The sequence below is a fragment of the Anoxybacter fermentans genome (genome assembly GCF_003991135.1).
Classification (GTDB): Bacteria; Bacillota; Halanaerobiia; order DY22613; family DY22613; genus Anoxybacter; species Anoxybacter fermentans.
On record NZ_CP016379.1, the window covers coordinates 1,680,786 to 1,698,714 of the forward strand.

General features: G+C 36.8%; 18 protein-coding genes, 1 pseudogene and 1 other annotated feature. All 19 genes and pseudogenes read right to left on the reverse strand.

Annotation, left to right across the window (positions count from 1 at the left end; translation table 11 throughout):
* Positions 1–229 precede the first annotated feature (229 nt).
* The 19 genes and pseudogenes from BBF96_RS07670 to BBF96_RS07765 all read right to left on the reverse strand — a co-directional run bounded on the left by BBF96_RS07670 (position 230) and on the right by BBF96_RS07765 (position 17,853).
* The gene (locus tag BBF96_RS07670) at positions 230–934 is read right to left on the reverse strand and encodes a cytochrome c biogenesis CcdA family protein (RefSeq protein ID WP_127016590.1); all 705 of its coding nucleotides are present in this window, start codon (positions 932–934) and stop codon (positions 230–232) included.
* Positions 935–1,064: 130 nt separating this feature from the next.
* Positions 1,065–1,913, reverse strand: a pseudogene (locus tag BBF96_RS07675) (efflux RND transporter permease subunit).
* 24 nt (positions 1,914–1,937) lie between these two features.
* Positions 1,938–2,129, reverse strand: coding sequence for a hypothetical protein (locus tag BBF96_RS07685; protein ID WP_127016593.1), 192 nt, complete (start codon positions 2,127–2,129; stop codon positions 1,938–1,940).
* An 84-nt stretch (positions 2,130–2,213) separates the two neighbouring features.
* A complete protein-coding gene (locus BBF96_RS07690; RefSeq protein WP_127016594.1) occupies positions 2,214–2,420 on the reverse strand; it encodes a hypothetical protein in 207 nt (68 codons plus the stop codon).
* Positions 2,421–2,732: 312 nt separating this feature from the next.
* Positions 2,733–4,118: a tryptophanase gene (locus tag BBF96_RS07695; protein ID WP_127016595.1), complete on the reverse strand. Its 1,386-nt coding sequence runs from the start codon at positions 4,116–4,118 to the stop codon at positions 2,733–2,735.
* Positions 4,119–4,280: 162 nt separating this feature from the next.
* Positions 4,281–5,162 carry an Hsp33 family molecular chaperone HslO gene (gene hslO / locus BBF96_RS07700; protein ID WP_127016596.1) on the reverse strand — a complete coding sequence of 294 codons (882 nt, stop codon included), beginning with the start codon at positions 5,160–5,162 and terminating at the stop codon, positions 4,281–4,283.
* A gap of 512 nt (positions 5,163–5,674) precedes the next feature.
* A complete protein-coding gene (locus BBF96_RS07705; protein WP_127016597.1) occupies positions 5,675–6,484 on the reverse strand; it encodes a M55 family metallopeptidase in 810 nt (269 codons plus the stop codon).
* Positions 6,485–6,930: 446 nt separating this feature from the next.
* Positions 6,931–8,175 carry an MFS transporter gene (locus BBF96_RS07710; RefSeq protein WP_164730954.1) on the reverse strand — a complete coding sequence of 415 codons (1,245 nt, stop codon included), beginning with the start codon at positions 8,173–8,175 and terminating at the stop codon, positions 6,931–6,933.
* A 242-nt stretch (positions 8,176–8,417) separates the two neighbouring features.
* Positions 8,418–8,654, reverse strand: a complete 237-nt coding sequence (locus tag BBF96_RS07715) for a hypothetical protein (RefSeq protein WP_127016599.1) — start codon at positions 8,652–8,654, stop codon at positions 8,418–8,420.
* A gap of 894 nt (positions 8,655–9,548) precedes the next feature.
* Positions 9,549–9,839 (reverse strand): ribosome assembly RNA-binding protein YhbY, encoded by a 291-nt coding sequence (gene yhbY / locus BBF96_RS07720; protein WP_127016600.1) that lies wholly within the window; start codon positions 9,837–9,839, stop codon positions 9,549–9,551.
* Between the two features lie 22 nt (positions 9,840–9,861).
* A complete protein-coding gene (gene obgE, locus BBF96_RS07725; RefSeq protein WP_127016601.1) occupies positions 9,862–11,154 on the reverse strand; it encodes a GTPase ObgE in 1,293 nt (430 codons plus the stop codon).
* Positions 11,155–11,312: 158 nt separating this feature from the next.
* Positions 11,313–11,618: a 50S ribosomal protein L27 gene (rpmA, locus tag BBF96_RS07730; protein WP_127016602.1), complete on the reverse strand. Its 306-nt coding sequence runs from the start codon at positions 11,616–11,618 to the stop codon at positions 11,313–11,315.
* Positions 11,619–11,960 carry a ribosomal-processing cysteine protease Prp gene (locus BBF96_RS07735; RefSeq protein WP_127016603.1) on the reverse strand — a complete coding sequence of 114 codons (342 nt, stop codon included), beginning with the start codon at positions 11,958–11,960 and terminating at the stop codon, positions 11,619–11,621.
* A 2-nt stretch (positions 11,961–11,962) separates the two neighbouring features.
* The gene (rplU, locus tag BBF96_RS07740) at positions 11,963–12,274 is read right to left on the reverse strand and encodes a 50S ribosomal protein L21 (protein ID WP_127016604.1); all 312 of its coding nucleotides are present in this window, start codon (positions 12,272–12,274) and stop codon (positions 11,963–11,965) included.
* Between the two features lie 12 nt (positions 12,275–12,286).
* Positions 12,287–12,363 (reverse strand) — a sequence feature (ribosomal protein L21 leader region).
* A 49-nt stretch (positions 12,364–12,412) separates the two neighbouring features.
* The gene (locus BBF96_RS07745; protein ID WP_127016605.1) at positions 12,413–14,086 is read right to left on the reverse strand and encodes an Rne/Rng family ribonuclease; all 1,674 of its coding nucleotides are present in this window, start codon (positions 14,084–14,086) and stop codon (positions 12,413–12,415) included.
* Between the two features lie 27 nt (positions 14,087–14,113).
* On the reverse strand, positions 14,114–14,806 hold the full coding sequence (locus BBF96_RS07750; RefSeq protein ID WP_127016606.1) for a TIGR03936 family radical SAM-associated protein: 693 nt from the start codon (positions 14,804–14,806) through the stop codon (positions 14,114–14,116).
* A 1-nt stretch (position 14,807) separates the two neighbouring features.
* The gene (locus BBF96_RS07755) at positions 14,808–16,664 is read right to left on the reverse strand and encodes a TIGR03960 family B12-binding radical SAM protein (RefSeq protein WP_127016607.1); all 1,857 of its coding nucleotides are present in this window, start codon (positions 16,662–16,664) and stop codon (positions 14,808–14,810) included.
* Positions 16,665–16,738: 74 nt separating this feature from the next.
* The gene (locus BBF96_RS07760) at positions 16,739–17,617 is read right to left on the reverse strand and encodes a M50 family metallopeptidase (RefSeq protein WP_127016608.1); all 879 of its coding nucleotides are present in this window, start codon (positions 17,615–17,617) and stop codon (positions 16,739–16,741) included.
* Positions 17,614–17,853 carry a hypothetical protein gene (locus BBF96_RS07765; RefSeq protein ID WP_127016609.1) on the reverse strand — a complete coding sequence of 80 codons (240 nt, stop codon included), beginning with the start codon at positions 17,851–17,853 and terminating at the stop codon, positions 17,614–17,616. Before BBF96_RS07765 ends, BBF96_RS07760 begins: the two co-directional genes overlap by 4 nt.
* Positions 17,854–17,929: the final 76 nt, after the last annotated feature.

Here is a 17,929-nt window from a genome sequence, read left to right on the forward strand (position 1 = left end):
TTACATATTTATTAAAAATTACTAATGATTTTACTGTAAAAAACTAATTTTTCACTTCAAAAGAAATTCTTCGAATCATCTAAAGTTCGATTTCAGGGTAATCCATGGGTCTTTGACCCATGGATTGGTTTATCAATACTGTGATCAGGCCTTATTTCTCCTTTAACCTCACCAAAATGGTTAAAAGAAAAATTTCAATGTCATTTAAAATTGGCTTTTTGTAGTTTAATTATTGATTAAATCTATAGAAAAACTCGGTTATAACCACCAAAAGGTCAAAGAAAATTAAAATACCCAAAAGAACCATAATTCCTCCACTTATCTTTGAAATATAAGGAGTATATTTGTTAAACCTGACCATTTTTAGACCAAACCAATGCATCAGCACCGCTGCTAAGATAAACGGTATTCCAAGGCCTAATGAGTAAGCTGTAAGGAGATATACTCCTTTAAATACAGTAGAAGCAGTCCCGGCATAGAGTAAAATAGAAGATAAAACCGGGCCAACACAGGGAGTCCAGCCTGAACCAAAAGCCATTCCTAAAAGAATGGAACCAAACAAACTGGTTGTTTTTTTCGGACCTTGAAAGCGGGCCTCACGATATAAAAAGGGAATCTTTATAATTCCCATCATATGCAGTCCGAAGACAATTATCAAAAGTCCACTAATCCTCAAAAAAAGGATCTTATGTTGATAAAATAACCTTCCTATATAACTGGCAGATGCCCCCATAATGATAAAAATGATGGAAAACCCAAGAACAAAAGTTACAGAACGGCTTAAAGTGTAAAAAAACGACCGTTCTCTCAAATTCATAGTTCCTGTAATGTAACTGACATAAGCCGGGATCATAGGTAAAATACAGGGGGAAGCAAAGGAAACAAAACCTGCAGCAAAAGCAATTAGGAAAGATATATCCTCGCCAAAAAACATCTTTTAAACCTCCTGGCAACAAAAGATTAGGTCTTATATTTATTGTACCAGAAAAATATCCATAAATCTAGATATTTGCATATAATTATTTAATTTAAAAATTAAAAACCACCTGGAAATACGTATTTACTTATTCTTTTTTGAAACCCGCAAATCCCTTCCGTAACAAATCACCAAAACAATCTATTAAAAAGTAAATTGCTGGAACTACAAGCAGGGTTAAAAATGTTAAAAAGATTAAGCCACCAATTACTACTACTGCAAATGGTACCAGAATCCCAGCACCTTCTCCTATTATCCCAACCAACATGATCATACTAATGATTGATAAAACTGAGAGGGTATAACTGCTAAAGAAAAGACTTGCTAATGCCCCAGTTAGCGCTAACGGTACAGTAAACATTATCGTTATCGTTAAAGGATGCCAGAGAGATTCAAACTGGACAGCAAAAACCATATATACCAATATAATTGATAGAATGAAGGCAAAACCCAGACTATCAAAAGCTGACTTCATCTCCCGATATTGACCACCAAAGTCAATGGAATACTGATCAGGTAAGACAACATTTTTCTCTACTAACCCCTCAATTTCCAGATTGGTACTTTTAAGATCTCGATTGTATAAATCAGCACTTACTTCAATCATTCGCATACCATTACTCCGTTCGATAAAACCTGATCCTTCTGTCATTATAATTTCTGCCACCTAACTTAGAGGAACCTGTGTACCAAGAGATGCAGTTAATAAAAGATTTTCTAAATTTCTATCATCCCATTTTAACTGAACCCGAAGATCATATTCTTTTCCATCTACTTTATAGCGGTTTGGAACTCCACCTTGAATTGCAGATCTTACGGTCATGGCAATCTGGGATGTCCGTAATCCCATCTGAGCTGCTCTCTTACGATCAATTTGAATTTGTAACTCTAGTCTACCTTCTTTCATTGAATGTTCAATTTCGCGGATCCCCTTCACCTTCTTTGCCTACTTAATTACTTTTTAGATATTTTTTTGTAAAACGTTCAAATCCAGGCCGAAAATCTGAATAGAGATTGGTCTGCTTAAGAAACTTTTCCCGCCCATAAATTCCTGTGCTTCAATTTCAATTTTTACATCTTTAATACCTTTTAAATCTCTACGTAATTCCTCCATAATTACAGTTGTTGATCTTTTTCTTTTCTTATAAAACAAAATCCATATCAGTCCCCCAAGTGAATTCCAGGATAATAATAGATCAGCCTGACCTGGAGATAAAAGAAATTTTTTTAAGATTACTTACCGTACCCAAAATATTTTTATATTTTCTATCTTTTCAGATCCTACCTCTTCATAGCCTGTAATTACAACTGTTATAGGAAATGACATATTAGGAAAGAGGTTCAGATTCAAACAACTTAATGAGACCATACCTAAAAGTAAAATAAGTAATACCACCATTAAGGTGGCAATAAAACAGTCGATTACCAGATCAGACGATTTCACTTTCAGATCACCCCAAATTAATTATGCCCGATTCTAGTTTTAACCATCCTGGATTGGGATATACAATGAAAAAAACACAGTGAAAAAGAAAAACTAAATACAATTTCGTCCGCTATCGGACGCTCTGCCATCCTGGCTGCGCGTCCTAAAAAGTCAAGGTTTCCACCATCCTGGCTTTAACCTTGACTTATATACTTCAGATTTTTCTGGCAGTGCACGGGCAAGTCTCTATCAACAATAAAAGGCTGTTGACCTCCTAAGTTTGTCAACAGCCTGAGATATTCTTTAAAAAAGAGTATCTTGGCACATGAACTACCCAACCCATTCAAACTGAGCTGTAAAGTGACGTAAAATTTTGGGTTCATATACCATTTTTAATCCACGAATCTCATCTTTGCGGGCAGCAATCCGCGCCAGCCCCTCAGCTACCCAATCCATATGGTTATATGTGTAAACTCGCCGCGGAATGGTCAAACGTAAAAGATCTAATTCCGGATAAATCTCTTCTCCTGTCTCAGGATCACGACCGGCAAGAAGGGTTCCAACTTCTACACCCCGGACTCCAGATTCTATATATAACTCAACACAAAGAGCTTGAGCCGGATATTGAGATTGTGGAATATGAGGCAAAAAACGCTTAGCATCTACAAAGACAGCATGACCTCCTACAGGTTCCTGAATTGGAATTCCGGCTTCTTTCAACTTCTCGCCCAGATACTGAACCTGATGAATCCGGCTTGCCAGGTATGCTTCATCTACAACCTCACGTAATCCCCGGGCCAATGCTTCCATATCCCGTCCGGAAAGACCACCATAAGTTGGAAAACCTTCAATGGGAACTACCATCTGACGAACTTTCTGATAGAGTTCATAATCCTCTTTAATTCCGATAAGGCCGCCCATATTGACAAGTCCATCTTTTTTCGCACTCATGGTGCAGCCATCACTATAAGAGAACATCTCCAAAACAATCTCAGGGATAGATTTGTTCTCATAACCCTTTTCCCGTTTTTTGATAAAATATGCATTCTCCGCAAATCGGGCTGCATCAAGTAAAACAGGTAAATTATATTTCTTACCAATTTGATAAGCACCACGAATATTTTCCATGGAAACAGGTTGACCACCAGCACTATTACAGGTAACAGTCATAAGAATAAAAGCAATATTTTCTGCACCATGTTCCACAATAAATGCTTCCAATTTCTCTAAATCAATATTACCTTTGAAAGGATGCTCAACTGCTGTATCATAAGCACGCTCATGAATCAGGTTAACTGCCCGACCACCTTTCAGTTCAATATGAGCTTTGGTGGTATCAAAATGATAGTTTCCCAACACATATTGGCCCGGTTTTATCAAAAGCGGAAATAATACATTTTCTGCTCCCCGCCCCTGATGGGTAGGAACAAAATACTTATACCCAAAGATATCTTCAATAGATTTTTGAAGATTGTAAAAATTACGGCTACCAGCGTACGACTCGTCACCAATCATAAGCCCGGCCCATTGGTCCTGGCTCATGGCCCCGGTCCCACTGTCTGTCAAAAGATCAATAAATACATCCTCTGCTTTTAAAAGAAATTGGTTAAGACCTGCTTCTTTAATTGCTCTTTCCCTTTCTTTGCGCGGAATCAACCTGATGGGCTCCACTACTTTAATCTTATAAGGTTCCGGCATACATCTAAGTTCAGTCATATAAAAACCCCCCTATTTAAAATTATTTTGACTGAACTCAGCTCTGCTTAAACTCATCCTCAACTCAACTATCTAATATTTTCTCTAAAACTTGAAAATAACCTTCATTAACAAATACAAAATTTTTTAAATTACGCCAATAAAAAAACGGGCCGAAGCCCTTTAATCTTTATTCTCAGCAAATAATTTATCTACATCCTCCTCACCAAAGACATATTTTTCATTACAGAAATGACAGGTCAGTTCCAGCTTATTCTCTTTTTCTAAAATATCCCGGGCTTCATCTTCACCAAGATTAATCACCACCCGTTCCAACCGTTCCCGGTTACATTTACACTTAAACCTGACATTTCGTCTTTCTGTAATTTTATATTCAATTCCCTCAAGCAAAAGTGCGAGCAATTCCTCTGGCCCTTTTCCTGCATCAATCAAAGGTGTCACACCATTTGAGAATTTTTTCAAATTATTCTCCAACTTTTGAATCACTTCTTCTTCTGCATGTGGCAATAATTGTAAAATAAACCCCCCTGCTGCTTTTACAGTCAGGTCAGGATTAATTAAAACTCCCAATCCTACTGCTGAAGGAGTTTGTTCTGATTTAGTAAAATAATATGTCAGATCCTCGCCTATCTCCCCAGAAACAAAAGGCACACTTCCTTTATATGGTTCTTTTAAGCCCAGATCTTTAAGTACATAAAGCATTCCTTTCCCCAAGCCTTTAGCCACATCCAATTTGCCCTTATCATTCAAATCCAGTTCCACTTCAGGATGGCGCACATAACCCCGTACATTTCCTTTTGAATCAGCAATAACAAAGATTGCTCCTAAAGGGCCATCTCCTATAAATTGAAGGCTTACTTCCTGCCCTTCCTTTAACATGGCTCCCATCAACGCACCAGCTGTTAAAACACGTCCTAATGCAGCGGTCGCTAACGGAGAGGTGTTATGCCGGCGCCTTGCCTCTTCTACCAATTCGGTTGTAACACCAACAAAAACTCTTACCTGGCCTTTTTCTCCTGAAGCTCGTAGAATAATATTCTCCATATATCTCAGCTCCTTTATAAGGTAAGTTTATCTTCTTTTATACAACAATATTCATTATACCATAAAGGATCTTAGAATCCTACTTTAAATAGGTAAATAAAGAAAAAAGGCCATTTAATCTAAGGATTAAATGACCAACTTCAAATGAAAAATTATATTTGATTAAACTACAAAAAGCTAATTTTGAGCACCATAGAAATTTTTCGTTTAACCATCTTAGTGAGATTTCGATCGAACCTTAGATGGTTCGAAAAATTTCTTTTGAAACGAAAAATTAGCTTTTTGCAGTAAAATCATACCTTAAAAAATTCTCTATCTATTCTGAAAATAAACTTTGGCAAGCTGAAAGGTAAATTAATCAAAAAAATAGTTAGTTTACCTAATTATTGAAACAGACTATCAAAATATTGAAAAAATAAGCAAAAACAAAGTTTAATTTTCATTCTCAGCTGGTGATGCGAAAGCATCATGAGGGTCTATATATAAAAACTTTTTCTTTAGACTAATTATTTTTAACTCATTGCAATGATTGCTCTAAAACACTTATAAGCAGTTATATAATCCGAATGAGTAAACCTTACAACCCGCGGTGCAATCCGCTCTACTCCGGGAATCAGTTCAGCCATATCAGCCATGCTGGTACACATAAGCTCAATCTCAATAGTGTATGGCCCTTCTAAAGTAAATGGCTTTATCTCACCAATCCGCTGTACTGCCTTTTTCGCTGCCTCTTCAATGAGAGTATGTGCTTTTTCAGGATGAAGAGTTTTAGCAGAATAGCGGGTTATACTATCCTTTACTGCAACAGTCTCAATATTACCCAGAAGTTCCCGTGCTTCCCGAGTCACCTGGGTATCCCCTGTCACTAATACTACAGGTACACCATAAGCACCAGCAATCAGTGCATTTTGACCGGTCTCACCTAATTTCATTCCATTAACCGTATACTCCGCCACACAACGACCTGAATAGGTGTGATCAAGTATTGCATTAGCTGTTCCCTTACGAGCATGATAACCAATGAAAAAAACTGCATCTACCGTTTCATCAATACCCTGCATCATACTTAAGGGTTTGGGAGAACCGGTAATCAATTGAGCCTCGGGATGTAATTCTTCTAAAATAATGTTACGCATAGCAGCATGAGAATCGTTTACAATTACTTCTGTCGCCCCACCCGCTAAAGCACCCCGAATGGCAGCATTTACCTCCCTGGTCATCAATAGTCTGGCCCGTTCATAATCCTCTCCCTTCTGACTTACCTGATCAACACTTACAATTCCTGTAATTCCTTCCATGTCTGCTGAAATCAAGATTTTCATCTCTTTAAGCCTCCTTTGATATTTAATGTTCCGTCAAATTTTCCCCTTCTTTTTCTAAGTAACGAAAGCTTAATTTTTTCCTTGTAAGGTCGAAATTTTCCTTAAAAAAGAAAGAATCTCTCCCCCTGAGTAATAGGTAGTAGTTAACCATCTCACAACTTACTATACTCAGAATGGAAGGATTCGTAAGTTATAATTCGTCAACCACTACTTAATATCTTCTTAAAATCTTTATTAAATTTCCTTCTTTATCTCTTTTTAGTTCTCCCATAATATTTCCGTATTGATTTTAAACCATCTAACCAGATTGATGGCAACTACTCTAAACTAAACAACCTTGATGATCCTACCTAAATAAAATAGTCTTAAACTACTACCTACTTCCATTTTCTAAGAAACTTCATATCTCATTTGAGAGATGGAAAATATAAGTGCTACTTTCAAAACTAGATCTCCTCCTTTCTTTTAAGAATTACATTTGATTCTGAAATTTTAACAGCCATAAAAAATCCTATAAAACCTATTATTATAATCTCTATTCCTGCAATGAGACCTACAACTCTAGTACCCCACAAATCTGCCAAAGCCCCACCGCCTAATAACCCTATAAGCAATGGAACAGAAGATACCGTTTCATAAAAACTACTAATACGTCCTCTGAGCTCATCTTTAACTAATGTTTGTAATAATGAAGTATAAGATACCTGTTGAATTGCGTCAGATATACCTTGAATTGCAATAAATAATATAGCAAATACGATACTAGTGGATAAAATAAATGTGATATGCATGAAACCTGAAACGATTAATCCTAAAAAGAAAAGGATAATAAATGTCAAACGCCTTGATAATCCTGGTGTTAAAGCAGAACCAACCAGTATTCCTAAACCTAAACCAGACATTATTAAACCATATGCACCAGTTAGTTCAAATTGTCTGGATGCAAAAATAGGTAAAAGAACATTGATCAATCCATACCCAGCAGTAGATAATCCTCCAACAATCATTATAAGTAAAAGTTTCGGTATTTCTTTAAGTACTTTTAGCGCTACTTTGATATCATTAGCGAAGATCGTCCATTTTCGAATAGACTTATCAGAAATTTCTTTTGAAGATTTTTTTGTAAATTTAACATTCATGAAAATTAAAAGGAATGCAGATGTAAAAAAACTTAAAGCATTTAGCCAGAAAGCCCATTTTATTCCTATCGTGGTCATAAGACCTGTTCCAATAAGGGGACCTAATAACATTGTAGAAGATGATACGATTTTTAAAGCACTATTAGCTGAAACAAGTTCTCCTTCCTCTTCAATTATATTCGGTACTATAGCTGTTCGAGCTGGCCCGAAAAAGAGACCACCAACCGTCTCAATAAAGGTTAAGAAGTATATCCAAATTATAGTATTTATAAATGGATATACAACAAAAATAATTCCTCTAAGTATATCAGCAAAAATCATGACATACTTTCGGTTAATTCTATCTATAATAACTCCAATAAAGGGGCTTAAAAAAGTTGCTGGTAAAACTCTTAAAATTAAAACCAGACTTACTGCTAATCCTGCTCCTGTAAGTTTTAAAGCAAATAATGGAATAGCAATATAAGCAAGCCAGGTGCCTAATCCTGATATAAATTGTGATAATACTAATAACCTTATATTTTTATTTAATTTAAGTAACTTCAACAACACATCTTTCAGCTCCTTTTAAATTATCAGATATATTTAAATTTTTTCATGTTTGTTGTTTTTAATCAATGATTAAACTGCAAAAATATAGATATTTGATCTCCTAAGTTTGAATAAACATAATAAAAATTTCACAACAATATGAATATTAGGCTTAATTGATACTTTTGTTATCAACTGAATTGGATTATCTTTATTTGCTGTTTCAGTAATAGTAACAGTATAACTCAGACAGGATTTGTTTCCTATTTTACGATAAATAACATCTTCATCAATAAGGTTTTGAAGGTATCAGCTGGAACATCTTTACCTTCTTTTACTATTAATTGATTTTCATAAATTATAGTCTGACTTTTAAGTACACAACATATATGCTCATAAGCTTTATTATGAAATTTCGGATTATTCTTTAAACAATTTGCAAATTCAAAAATTTTCCCAGCCAATATCTCTAAAACCTCTTCATATTCTTTACCTTGCATTTTTTCTAAAAATTATCTAACTTTTTCCTTATCAGCTAATTTATAAATATTTTTTTACCATGAACCAGCAAACAATTAATGAAATCAGCAATAACATTAAGCATTAATTCTGTATGGGAAAGCTTCTTCATGTATTTTAAGAATACTTTTTTGTAGAAAATACCTGTCATCCTTTTTCAATTCTTTTCCGGGAGGTGCTTTCAAGATTATTAACAAAACTAAATATCTTAAGTTGCTTATGAGCATCATTTTCTCTAAGTATAATCAATCACTCCTGGATATAAATTATGTTTAATACTATTATATCAAACATTTGGGTACCTCGAACAAATTTTATTAGTTCTATTGACCATTTTGCAGTATAATCATTTATATAATTATCTAATTAAATTTTATCTTTTGTTTAGATGTTTGTCAACATAAAAATGACATTTTAATGAAAAAAATAAAAGTGCAGCTTCTATACGGAAACTTCTTTCAATTCTTACTTTTTATATATGATCAAACTGCAAAAAGCTAATTTTGAACGACATAGAAATTTTTAGTTTAACCATCTTAGTGAGATTTCAGTCGAAATAATGAAATCGAACTTTAGATGGTTCGAAAAATTTCATTATAAAGCGAAAAATTAACTTTTTGCAGTAAAATCATAAGATATAATTCACTTATTAAAGCCATTGTTCGTGTTTTTCAATAGCCTGGTTTGCTATACCCTTTTTTAGGGTCAGAAAAAGTTATCTTTTTTAAAAACTATTATCTTCTACTAAATGATCTTAATTCAAATTTACTAAACTGTTCTAAATTCACTGTTATATCTCAATAATTATCTGTTATTTTCCTCCACCAAACTAAAAAAAAAACGGCATACCTTATATTAAAGGCATGCCACTTTAACTACGGTAAAATATAAATTGGTTCCTCCCGATTCTGACGATAGAGAACAAATTTGTTTCCTATTACCTGAACCACTTCAGCTCCACAGGCTTCTGCCAACTGATCAGCAGCTTCTCTAGCACTCAATAGAGAATTCTTCAATACTTTGCCTTTGATCAATTCCCTGGCCTTTAGGGCTTCATCAGCCTGTTGGATCACATTTTCACTAATACCACCTTTGCCTACCTGTAAAATAGGCTCCATTGTGTTGGCTTTACCCCGTAAAAATGCTCTCTGTTTGCTATTTAACATTCAATTATCACCTCAACATTTTTTAAAGTCTACTATCTTCAATAAATTCAAATTCCATCGGACCAATCCGTACAACATCTTCTTCTTGAATCCCCATCTCCCGCAAGCGATCATATAATCCCATATGTTTAAGAATTCGAAGCAATCGTTTTACTGCAGCTGGATTATTAAAATCAGTTCTTATTATCTTTTCTTCAACTTTACTACCACTAACCACATACACCCCTTCATCATCACGTGTAATTACTATATCCTCTTCTTCCACAAAATCTGGTCTGATTACAACTTCTTCCTCTTCCGGAGTAACCATTACCGGATGTGGTATTTCCTTTAACAATTCAGCTAATCTATACATCAGAGGTTTCAAGCCCTCACCGGTCACAGCAGAGATGGGATAAATCTCATATTTCTCTCCCAATTCTTCTTTTAAACGCTCAAGATTTTCTTCAGCAGTTGGTATATCCATCTTATTTGCAGCCACAATCTGGGGCCTTTCTGCCAATCGGGGATTATATTTTTTTAACTCCTTATTGATTATATAAAAATCCTCTATCGGATCCCGGCCTTCTGAGCCAGAAATATCCAGAACATGCAGTATAATTCGTGTACGCTCAATATGGCGTAAGAATTCATCACCTAATCCTACACCTTCGTGGGCTCCTTCAATTAAACCGGGAATATCAGCCATTACAAAAGATTGATAATCTCCTACTTTTACAACACCCAGATTGGGCTTTAAGGTGGTAAAATGGTAATTGGCAATCTTGGGTCTGGCTTTCGAAACCCGAGAGATTAAAGTCGATTTTCCTACATTAGGATAGCCAACCAGACCTACATCAGCCAATAATTTTAGCTCCAATCTTAACTCTCTTTCTTCACCAGGTTCTCCCTTCTCTGAAAATTCAGGGGCCCGGTTTTTATTGGATTTAAATCTGGCATTGCCACGACCTCCCCGTCCACCTTTAGCAACAACAAATTCCTGACCATGATGGGTCAAGTCAGCCAAAAACCTTCCAGTCTCATTGTCATAAACCATTGTTCCAGGTGGAACAGGAATAATTAAATCTTCACCATTTCTGCCATACATATTTTTCGGCATACCATTTTTTCCATTTTCAGCTACAAAATGACGGTTATATTTAAAATCCAAAAGGGTATTTAAACCCTCATCTACTTTAAGTATTACATCTCCACCTTTACCGCCATCGCCGCCGTCCGGTCCCCCCTTAGGGACATATTTCTCCCTTCGAAAACTGGTCATTCCATCTCCACCATCTCCGGCTTTCACATAAATTTTCGCCCGGTCAACAAACATTCCTGTCACCTACCCTATCTTCAACTATTACTAGTTTAACCGAAAATAATCTCTTTTTTCCGACCAACTATTATTTAATTATACCACCGGTTAATTTATCCTGCAATAAAAAAAAGCCCAATACTGCATCTGCAACATTGGGCGTTTTTAATCAACTATTAGCTATTAACTACAGCCTGGAATTGCTCGGCAGGATAAACACTTACCTGACGCAACTTTTTACCTTTTCTTTCATACTTAACATAACCATCTATTTTAGCAAAGAGAGTATCATCTCCACCCCGGCCCACATTGTTACCTGGGTGAATTCTGGTACCTCTCTGACGAACAAGAATACTACCAGCAGTTACAAACTGACCATCAAAACGCTTGCAACCAAGACGCTTGGATTCACTATCACGACCGTTTTTAGAACTACCTACCCCTTTTTTCTTAGCGAACAGTTGAAGGTTCATCTTGAACATTTATTCCACCTCCTCTTCAACCCTGATACTGTTCGGGTATTCTGACTGAATCGATTTAAGCCCAATAACCATCGTTTCAATAATTGCGTCAGTTCTCACCCGTTCCTCGTCCGTTAAATCAGGTGGAAGTTCACAATAAAGCCAACCATCTTCATCAATCTGGTAAGTGAGCCGCTTTTTAAGATTGAGGTACTCACCCAATCCTAAAAGGGCCGTCTGCATAACCGCCGAAATGGCAGCACAGACTATATCAGAACCATACTCACCGGCTTCTGCATGGCCAGATGCATTGAAGACGAAAATCTGTCCTTTTTGGTTACGTTTAATCTGCACTCTAACCATAATTATGCTTCAATTTTTTCAATCAATACTTTTGTGTACGGCTGACGATGACCCATTTTCTTTCTATAACGCTTCTTTGGCTTATACTTAAAAACGATAATTTTCTTATCTTTGCCCTGTTCAATAACCTTACCGATAACTTTAGCACCTTCAACTAAAGGCTTGCCAACCTTCAGATCATCATCAGTTGAAACCATCAGTACATCATTGAATTCAACGTTGGAACCTTCTTCTACATCCAACTTCTCAACTTTGATGATCTGACCTTCTTCTACTCGATATTGCTTACCCCCAGTCTGGATAATTGCGTACACTGTTTACACCTCCTTTAACCTCAGACTCGCCATAACCAGGCAGCTCGAATGAGCATTTTAAAGCCCGTTATGAGCGGTTTCGGTGTAGAAGGCAATGCCATCTACAACTATTGATTTTATCACATAAAAAACTCCAAGTCAAGAGATAAGACTGGCCCTGGCATAAGTCCGATAAACATTTTCAATCCTGACCTTTACCTTTTTATTGACCAATTTACCTGCATACTGAATATCTAAAATATATCCTTCAATTCGAGCTATACCATCATCAGGATTATTTTGATGGGCTTCTTCCACGACTACCATTAACTCCTGGCCTTCTTCAACAGGAACCGCCAACTTAGCCAGTTCCTGTTTACTACCTACTTTGATGATTTTAACCTCTTCCCGATGGAGGTCAGCACAACCTTTAACGTAAATTTCTTTTTTCAACTCCTGTTCCAGCTCAGCTAAATTTTGACCACCCAAACCAATTAATAGGGAAGCTACATCAGGATGTACACCCAAAAGTACTGCCTCAAATTCCTTTTCAGCCATCACTTTCTTAATCTTCCTGACTGCTTGCATAGCCACCGTCTCTTCAGAGAGAATCCTACCCTTACCACCACAATAGGGACATTTAGATTGGAGATATTCTTCTAACCCCTGCTTGACCTTTTTCCGGGTCATTTCAACCAGACCTAAATGAGTCATTCCTAAAATGGTAGAACGGGTTTTATCTTTTTTAAGTTCTTCCTCAAAAACTTTTAAGACTAAATCCTGATCTTTTTGATTATCCATATCAATAAAATCTATAATTATAATTCCGCCGATATCCCGAAGTTTTAATTGACGGGCTATCTCTTTTGCTGCTTCTAAGTTGGTCTTCAAAACTGTATCTTCCAAATTAGTTTTGCCCACATATTTACCTGTATTAACATCAATAGAAGTCAAAGCTTCTGTTGGGTCAAAGACAATATATCCACCACAATCAAGCCATACTTTCCTCTGCAGGGCTTTATTAATCTCAGTCTCAATCCCATAAAAATCAAAGATTGGTTCAGGGCGATCATAAAGATAAATTCTGGATTTAAAATCAGGAACAATATGATTTACAAGCTCCATAATAGCTTTATACTCTTTTTCAGAATCAATAACCACTTTTGCTACATCTGGTGTCAAAAAATCCCGAACAACCTTAAGAACCAGATTTAAATCAGAATGGATAAGGCTTGCTACAGGAGCAGTTTTAAACTGTTCTTGAATCCGCTTCCAAAGCCTGCAGAGAAAGTCCAGATCTGCTTTTATCTCTTCATCACTTTTACCCTCAGCCACAGTTCTTACAATAAGTCCCATACCTTCAGGGCAAATCTCTTCGGCCAGTTTCTTTAAACGCTTCCGCTCTTCCTCTGATTCCACCCGCCGGGAAATTCCAATATGTTCTACTTTGGTCATTAAAACGAGATACCGCCCTGGCAGGGTAATGTTACAGGTAGCTCTGGCACCTTTACCACCCAAAGGTTCTTTGATAATCTGAACCATAATCTCCTGGCCCGGATGAACTACATGATTGATGGCCGGTTCTTCTTCAGGAGGCTCATCTAACAGTGAAAGGGCATCACTAACATGGAGAAAAACATTTTTTCCCAGACCAACATCTACAAAAGCAGCCTGCATACCTGGCAAAACATCAGCAACCCTGCCTTTATAAATATTTCCTACAATCCGTGCACTGTCATCCCGTTCATAATAAATTTCTTCGAGCCGACGGTCCTCAAGAACCGCCACCCGGGTTTCCTTACTCTCAACATTAATAATAATTTCTTTCGACATACCTACTCAACTCCCAACCAATTAACTTCAAATTCTGGCTGCTTCAAATGGTGTAAGTAGCTTATTTTCTGTTTCAACATAAAGACCCTTACGGTGCATCCAGGTTAATGGTACTTCTTCTATTCCTTCATACTGTGCTAATACAGCCATAACCTCTTCTGGACGAACATTTCCCTTACTCCCAGTCTGAATCCTCATCTGTAAAAAGGGTTGATCATCAATCTCCAGGACTTTTAATTCCCGTATTAGAGGTTTTATATCCACGTTCCTGACTTTTCCCTTCCTTTTCCTTTTAATCAAAATCTTTTTCTGATTACTAAATTCTCTAACAGCCTGTTCTATTCCTTTTTTTGAATTCATTTTTAAACGTACCAGATAAACAGCACTATTAATTTGAGCCATCAACGAATCAACTTGCGGAGAAATAAATTCACCTTTGATAAGTTCCAATCCTTTCGGCAGTTGAGGTTTCATCTTCTTAAAAAATTCATTTACACTAATCTCTTCTTGAAACTCCAGATCCATATACTCCCCTGTACTGGTAAGCCCCACTGGTAAAGCCGGGCCCATAGAAATTAAGTGATGGGGATTAAAGCCCTGAGAAAAGGCAATTGGCACTTTTGCCCGTCTAATGGCCCGTGAAATCGTTCTTAAAAGATCCAGGTGTGAAATAAATCTTATCTCGTCTGATTTGCTAAATTGTACTCTCATTCGTTTCATCTTACTCAGCCCCCAACAGTTTAATTGCTACATTCAGGTTCATACAGCAGTCACATTTAGTACAGTATTCAAAACGGCAGTCCACTGTATTCTCCCCAAAGATAGCTTTCTGATATTCATCCCAGAGGTATTCTTGGCTGACGCCAGTATGAATATGCCCCCATGGTAAAATATCATCACGTCCATAGGGAAACTCAAGATAAAATTCAAAATCTAAATCACATTGATCAAAGGCCTCCATCCAGATATCGTAATTAAAATGTTCCGACCAACCGTCAAATTTAGCTCCTTTCTTCCAGGCAGTGTATAACACCTGTCCCAATCTCCTATCACCCCTGGAAAAAATTCCTTCCATTATACTTAACTTTGCATCATGCCAGCTCAATGAAAGACCTCTTCCTCTCACTTCCCGTTTTAAAAGGGCCTGTTTGCGCTCAATCTCTTCTAAAGAATTCATTGGCTCCCACTGAAATGGAGTATGGGGTTTGGGAACAAAATTAGATACACTGACAGTAATTTTAACAGGCCTTGTACCATTACGGCGTCTAATCTGATCACACTTAGCCAAAACTTTTTTAGCCAGTTCAGCGATTCCAACCAGATCTTCATCTTTCTCTGTTGGCAGCCCCAGCATAAAATAAAGTTTAATAGAAGACCAACCTTCCTCCACAGCTGCAGAAGCTGCCTCTATTAAATCCTTTTCAGTTACACCTTTATTGATCACATTCCGCATCCTCTGAGTACCTGCTTCTGGCGCAAAGGTCAAACCCGTTTTACGCACTCTTTGCACCTCTTTAGCAAGTCCAACAGAAAAACTATCGATCCTTAAAGATGGAAGAGAGATTCCCACACCCAGTCCCTCATATTCATCTAGCAATTCCTTTGTCAGACGCTCAATTCCGCTATAGTCACTAGTACTTAAGGATACCAGGGATATTTCATCATATCCAGTATTATCCAGAAGTTTTTTTGCCTGTTCCTTTAAAGTTTTTATACTCCGTTCCCTGACAGGTCGATAGATCATCCCAGCCTGGCAGAATCGACAACCTCTGGTACAACCCCGGGCAATCTCCAGAACAACCCGATCATGAACTGTTTCCAGAAAAGGAACTATGAATTTATCTGGATAAAAAGTTTTATCTAAGTCAGCAACAACCTGTTTTTGGACATATTCCGGAACTCCAGCTTCTTTTGGTTTAACTTCAACAACTTTCCCATTCTTATCATATTTTACGCCATAAAGGGATGGTACATAGATTCCCGGCATTGTAGCCAGATGAAAAAGAAGCTCTTTTCGCTTCCATCCCTGGCTTCTAGCCTTTTCCACCACTTCAAGAATCGATTCAATCATCTCTTCTGCTTCTCCAATATAGAAAAAGTCTATAAAATCAGCCAGCGGTTCTGGATTATATGCACAGGGACCACCAGCAACAATCAAAGGATCTGAATCGTTCCGATCCTTTTGAAAAAGAGGAATACCAGCTAAATCCAGCATATTTAAGATATTGGTATACGACATCTCATATTGGAGAGTAAAACCAACCAGATCAAATTCTTTAATTGGCCGCTGGCTCTCCATTGCATAAAGTGGAATATTATATTCCCGCATTTTAGCTTCCATATCCATCCACGGTGCAAAAACTCTCTCTGCCACCCAGCTATCACGCTGGTTTATAAGATGGTAAAGGATTTTTATTCCGAGATGAGACATTCCAACTTCATATGTATCAGGAAAAGCCAGTGCAACTTTTAAACTGACTTTTGAATGATCTTTATGTACCGAATTCCACTCATTTCCTAGATATCTTGCCGGTTTTTCTACCTCTGGTAAAATAGACAACAATAACTCTTTATCCATTGATGTACCTCCTTTAACAGAGCCTGCAGATTTTAAAATTCTACAAATGTTAGCTAAATTCCTTTTTTAAAGCCCTATTTAGTGATTAATAGTTCTTTTATTGGCACATTCTTTCCCTCTTCAAAAAAAGCATCTATCACTTCAACCTCTGTTAGTGTACCCAAAAAATTATAATCTTTATCATAAATTAAAAATTGGGTAAAGGTTTTGGGATTTATTACTTTTAACACTTTGGCAGTCATAGTATCTCCCAATACCAGGTATTGTTGCCCCGGCACCAATTCTGATTCCAAAAGAAGAGTATTTTTTTGGATCAGATATTTCATCAACACATAGATAGATTGCTCCTCTTCTTTCATAGCAGCAAAATAGACAAAAAAAGCAGCAAGTAAAGAAATGAGACCTACTTTTCCTGTTATCCAACTAAAAAAAGCCCAGACTCCAATTATAAGTGCTAGCACTCTAGTTATTTGTAAGACCCAATGTGTAGCCTTCCAATACCCGTAAAAAGATTCAAAAACAGCTCTAAGAATCCGTCCCCCATCCAAAGGTAAAGCAGGAACCAGATTAAAAATCCCAATACTTAAGTTATAAGAAATAAAAAAAAGGGCCAACTCTGGATTGAGGCAGCCATAACGTATCAAGATGGTTAAAAGAAGAACCAGACCGAAATTGACCAGAGGTCCTGCTAATGCCACATTCCGCTCTACCTTAGGATCTATCTCCAGCATATCTTCAAAAATCGCTACACCCCCAAAGGGCAGTAATTCAATCTCTTTAATCTTTAGTCCATAATAACAGGCAGTCATAACATGCCCCAATTCATGCAGAAGAACAGCAGTAAAAACTGTTACTACTCTGAACAGATCACCAACAAGGGCAAAAAGAAAACAGACCACAAAAAAAAGCCAGTTAATCTTTAATCTGACTCTCAATACTTTCAAAATCGTCATTCTTTCCACCTCGTAATCAGTTCATTCATCCGGTACTTGAGCATTTCAGAAAAACGATCCAATCCATCTTGCAAAGTCCGTGAGGCCTGTTCTCTCCACTCATTTACATTGACAGTCAGATTTAATTCATTAATTCCAACCTTTTTTAAAACATCGTAATCCCAGTCAGATTCATCCGATAATATATATTTTAAATAGAAAAAAAAAACTTTGACTCCAGGGTGTTTTAAATTCATCAATTAAAGCTATACAAAGAAATATAATAAGCGCCAGAGCCATCTGTCGCCAGAAAATTGGATAAGACACAAAAAA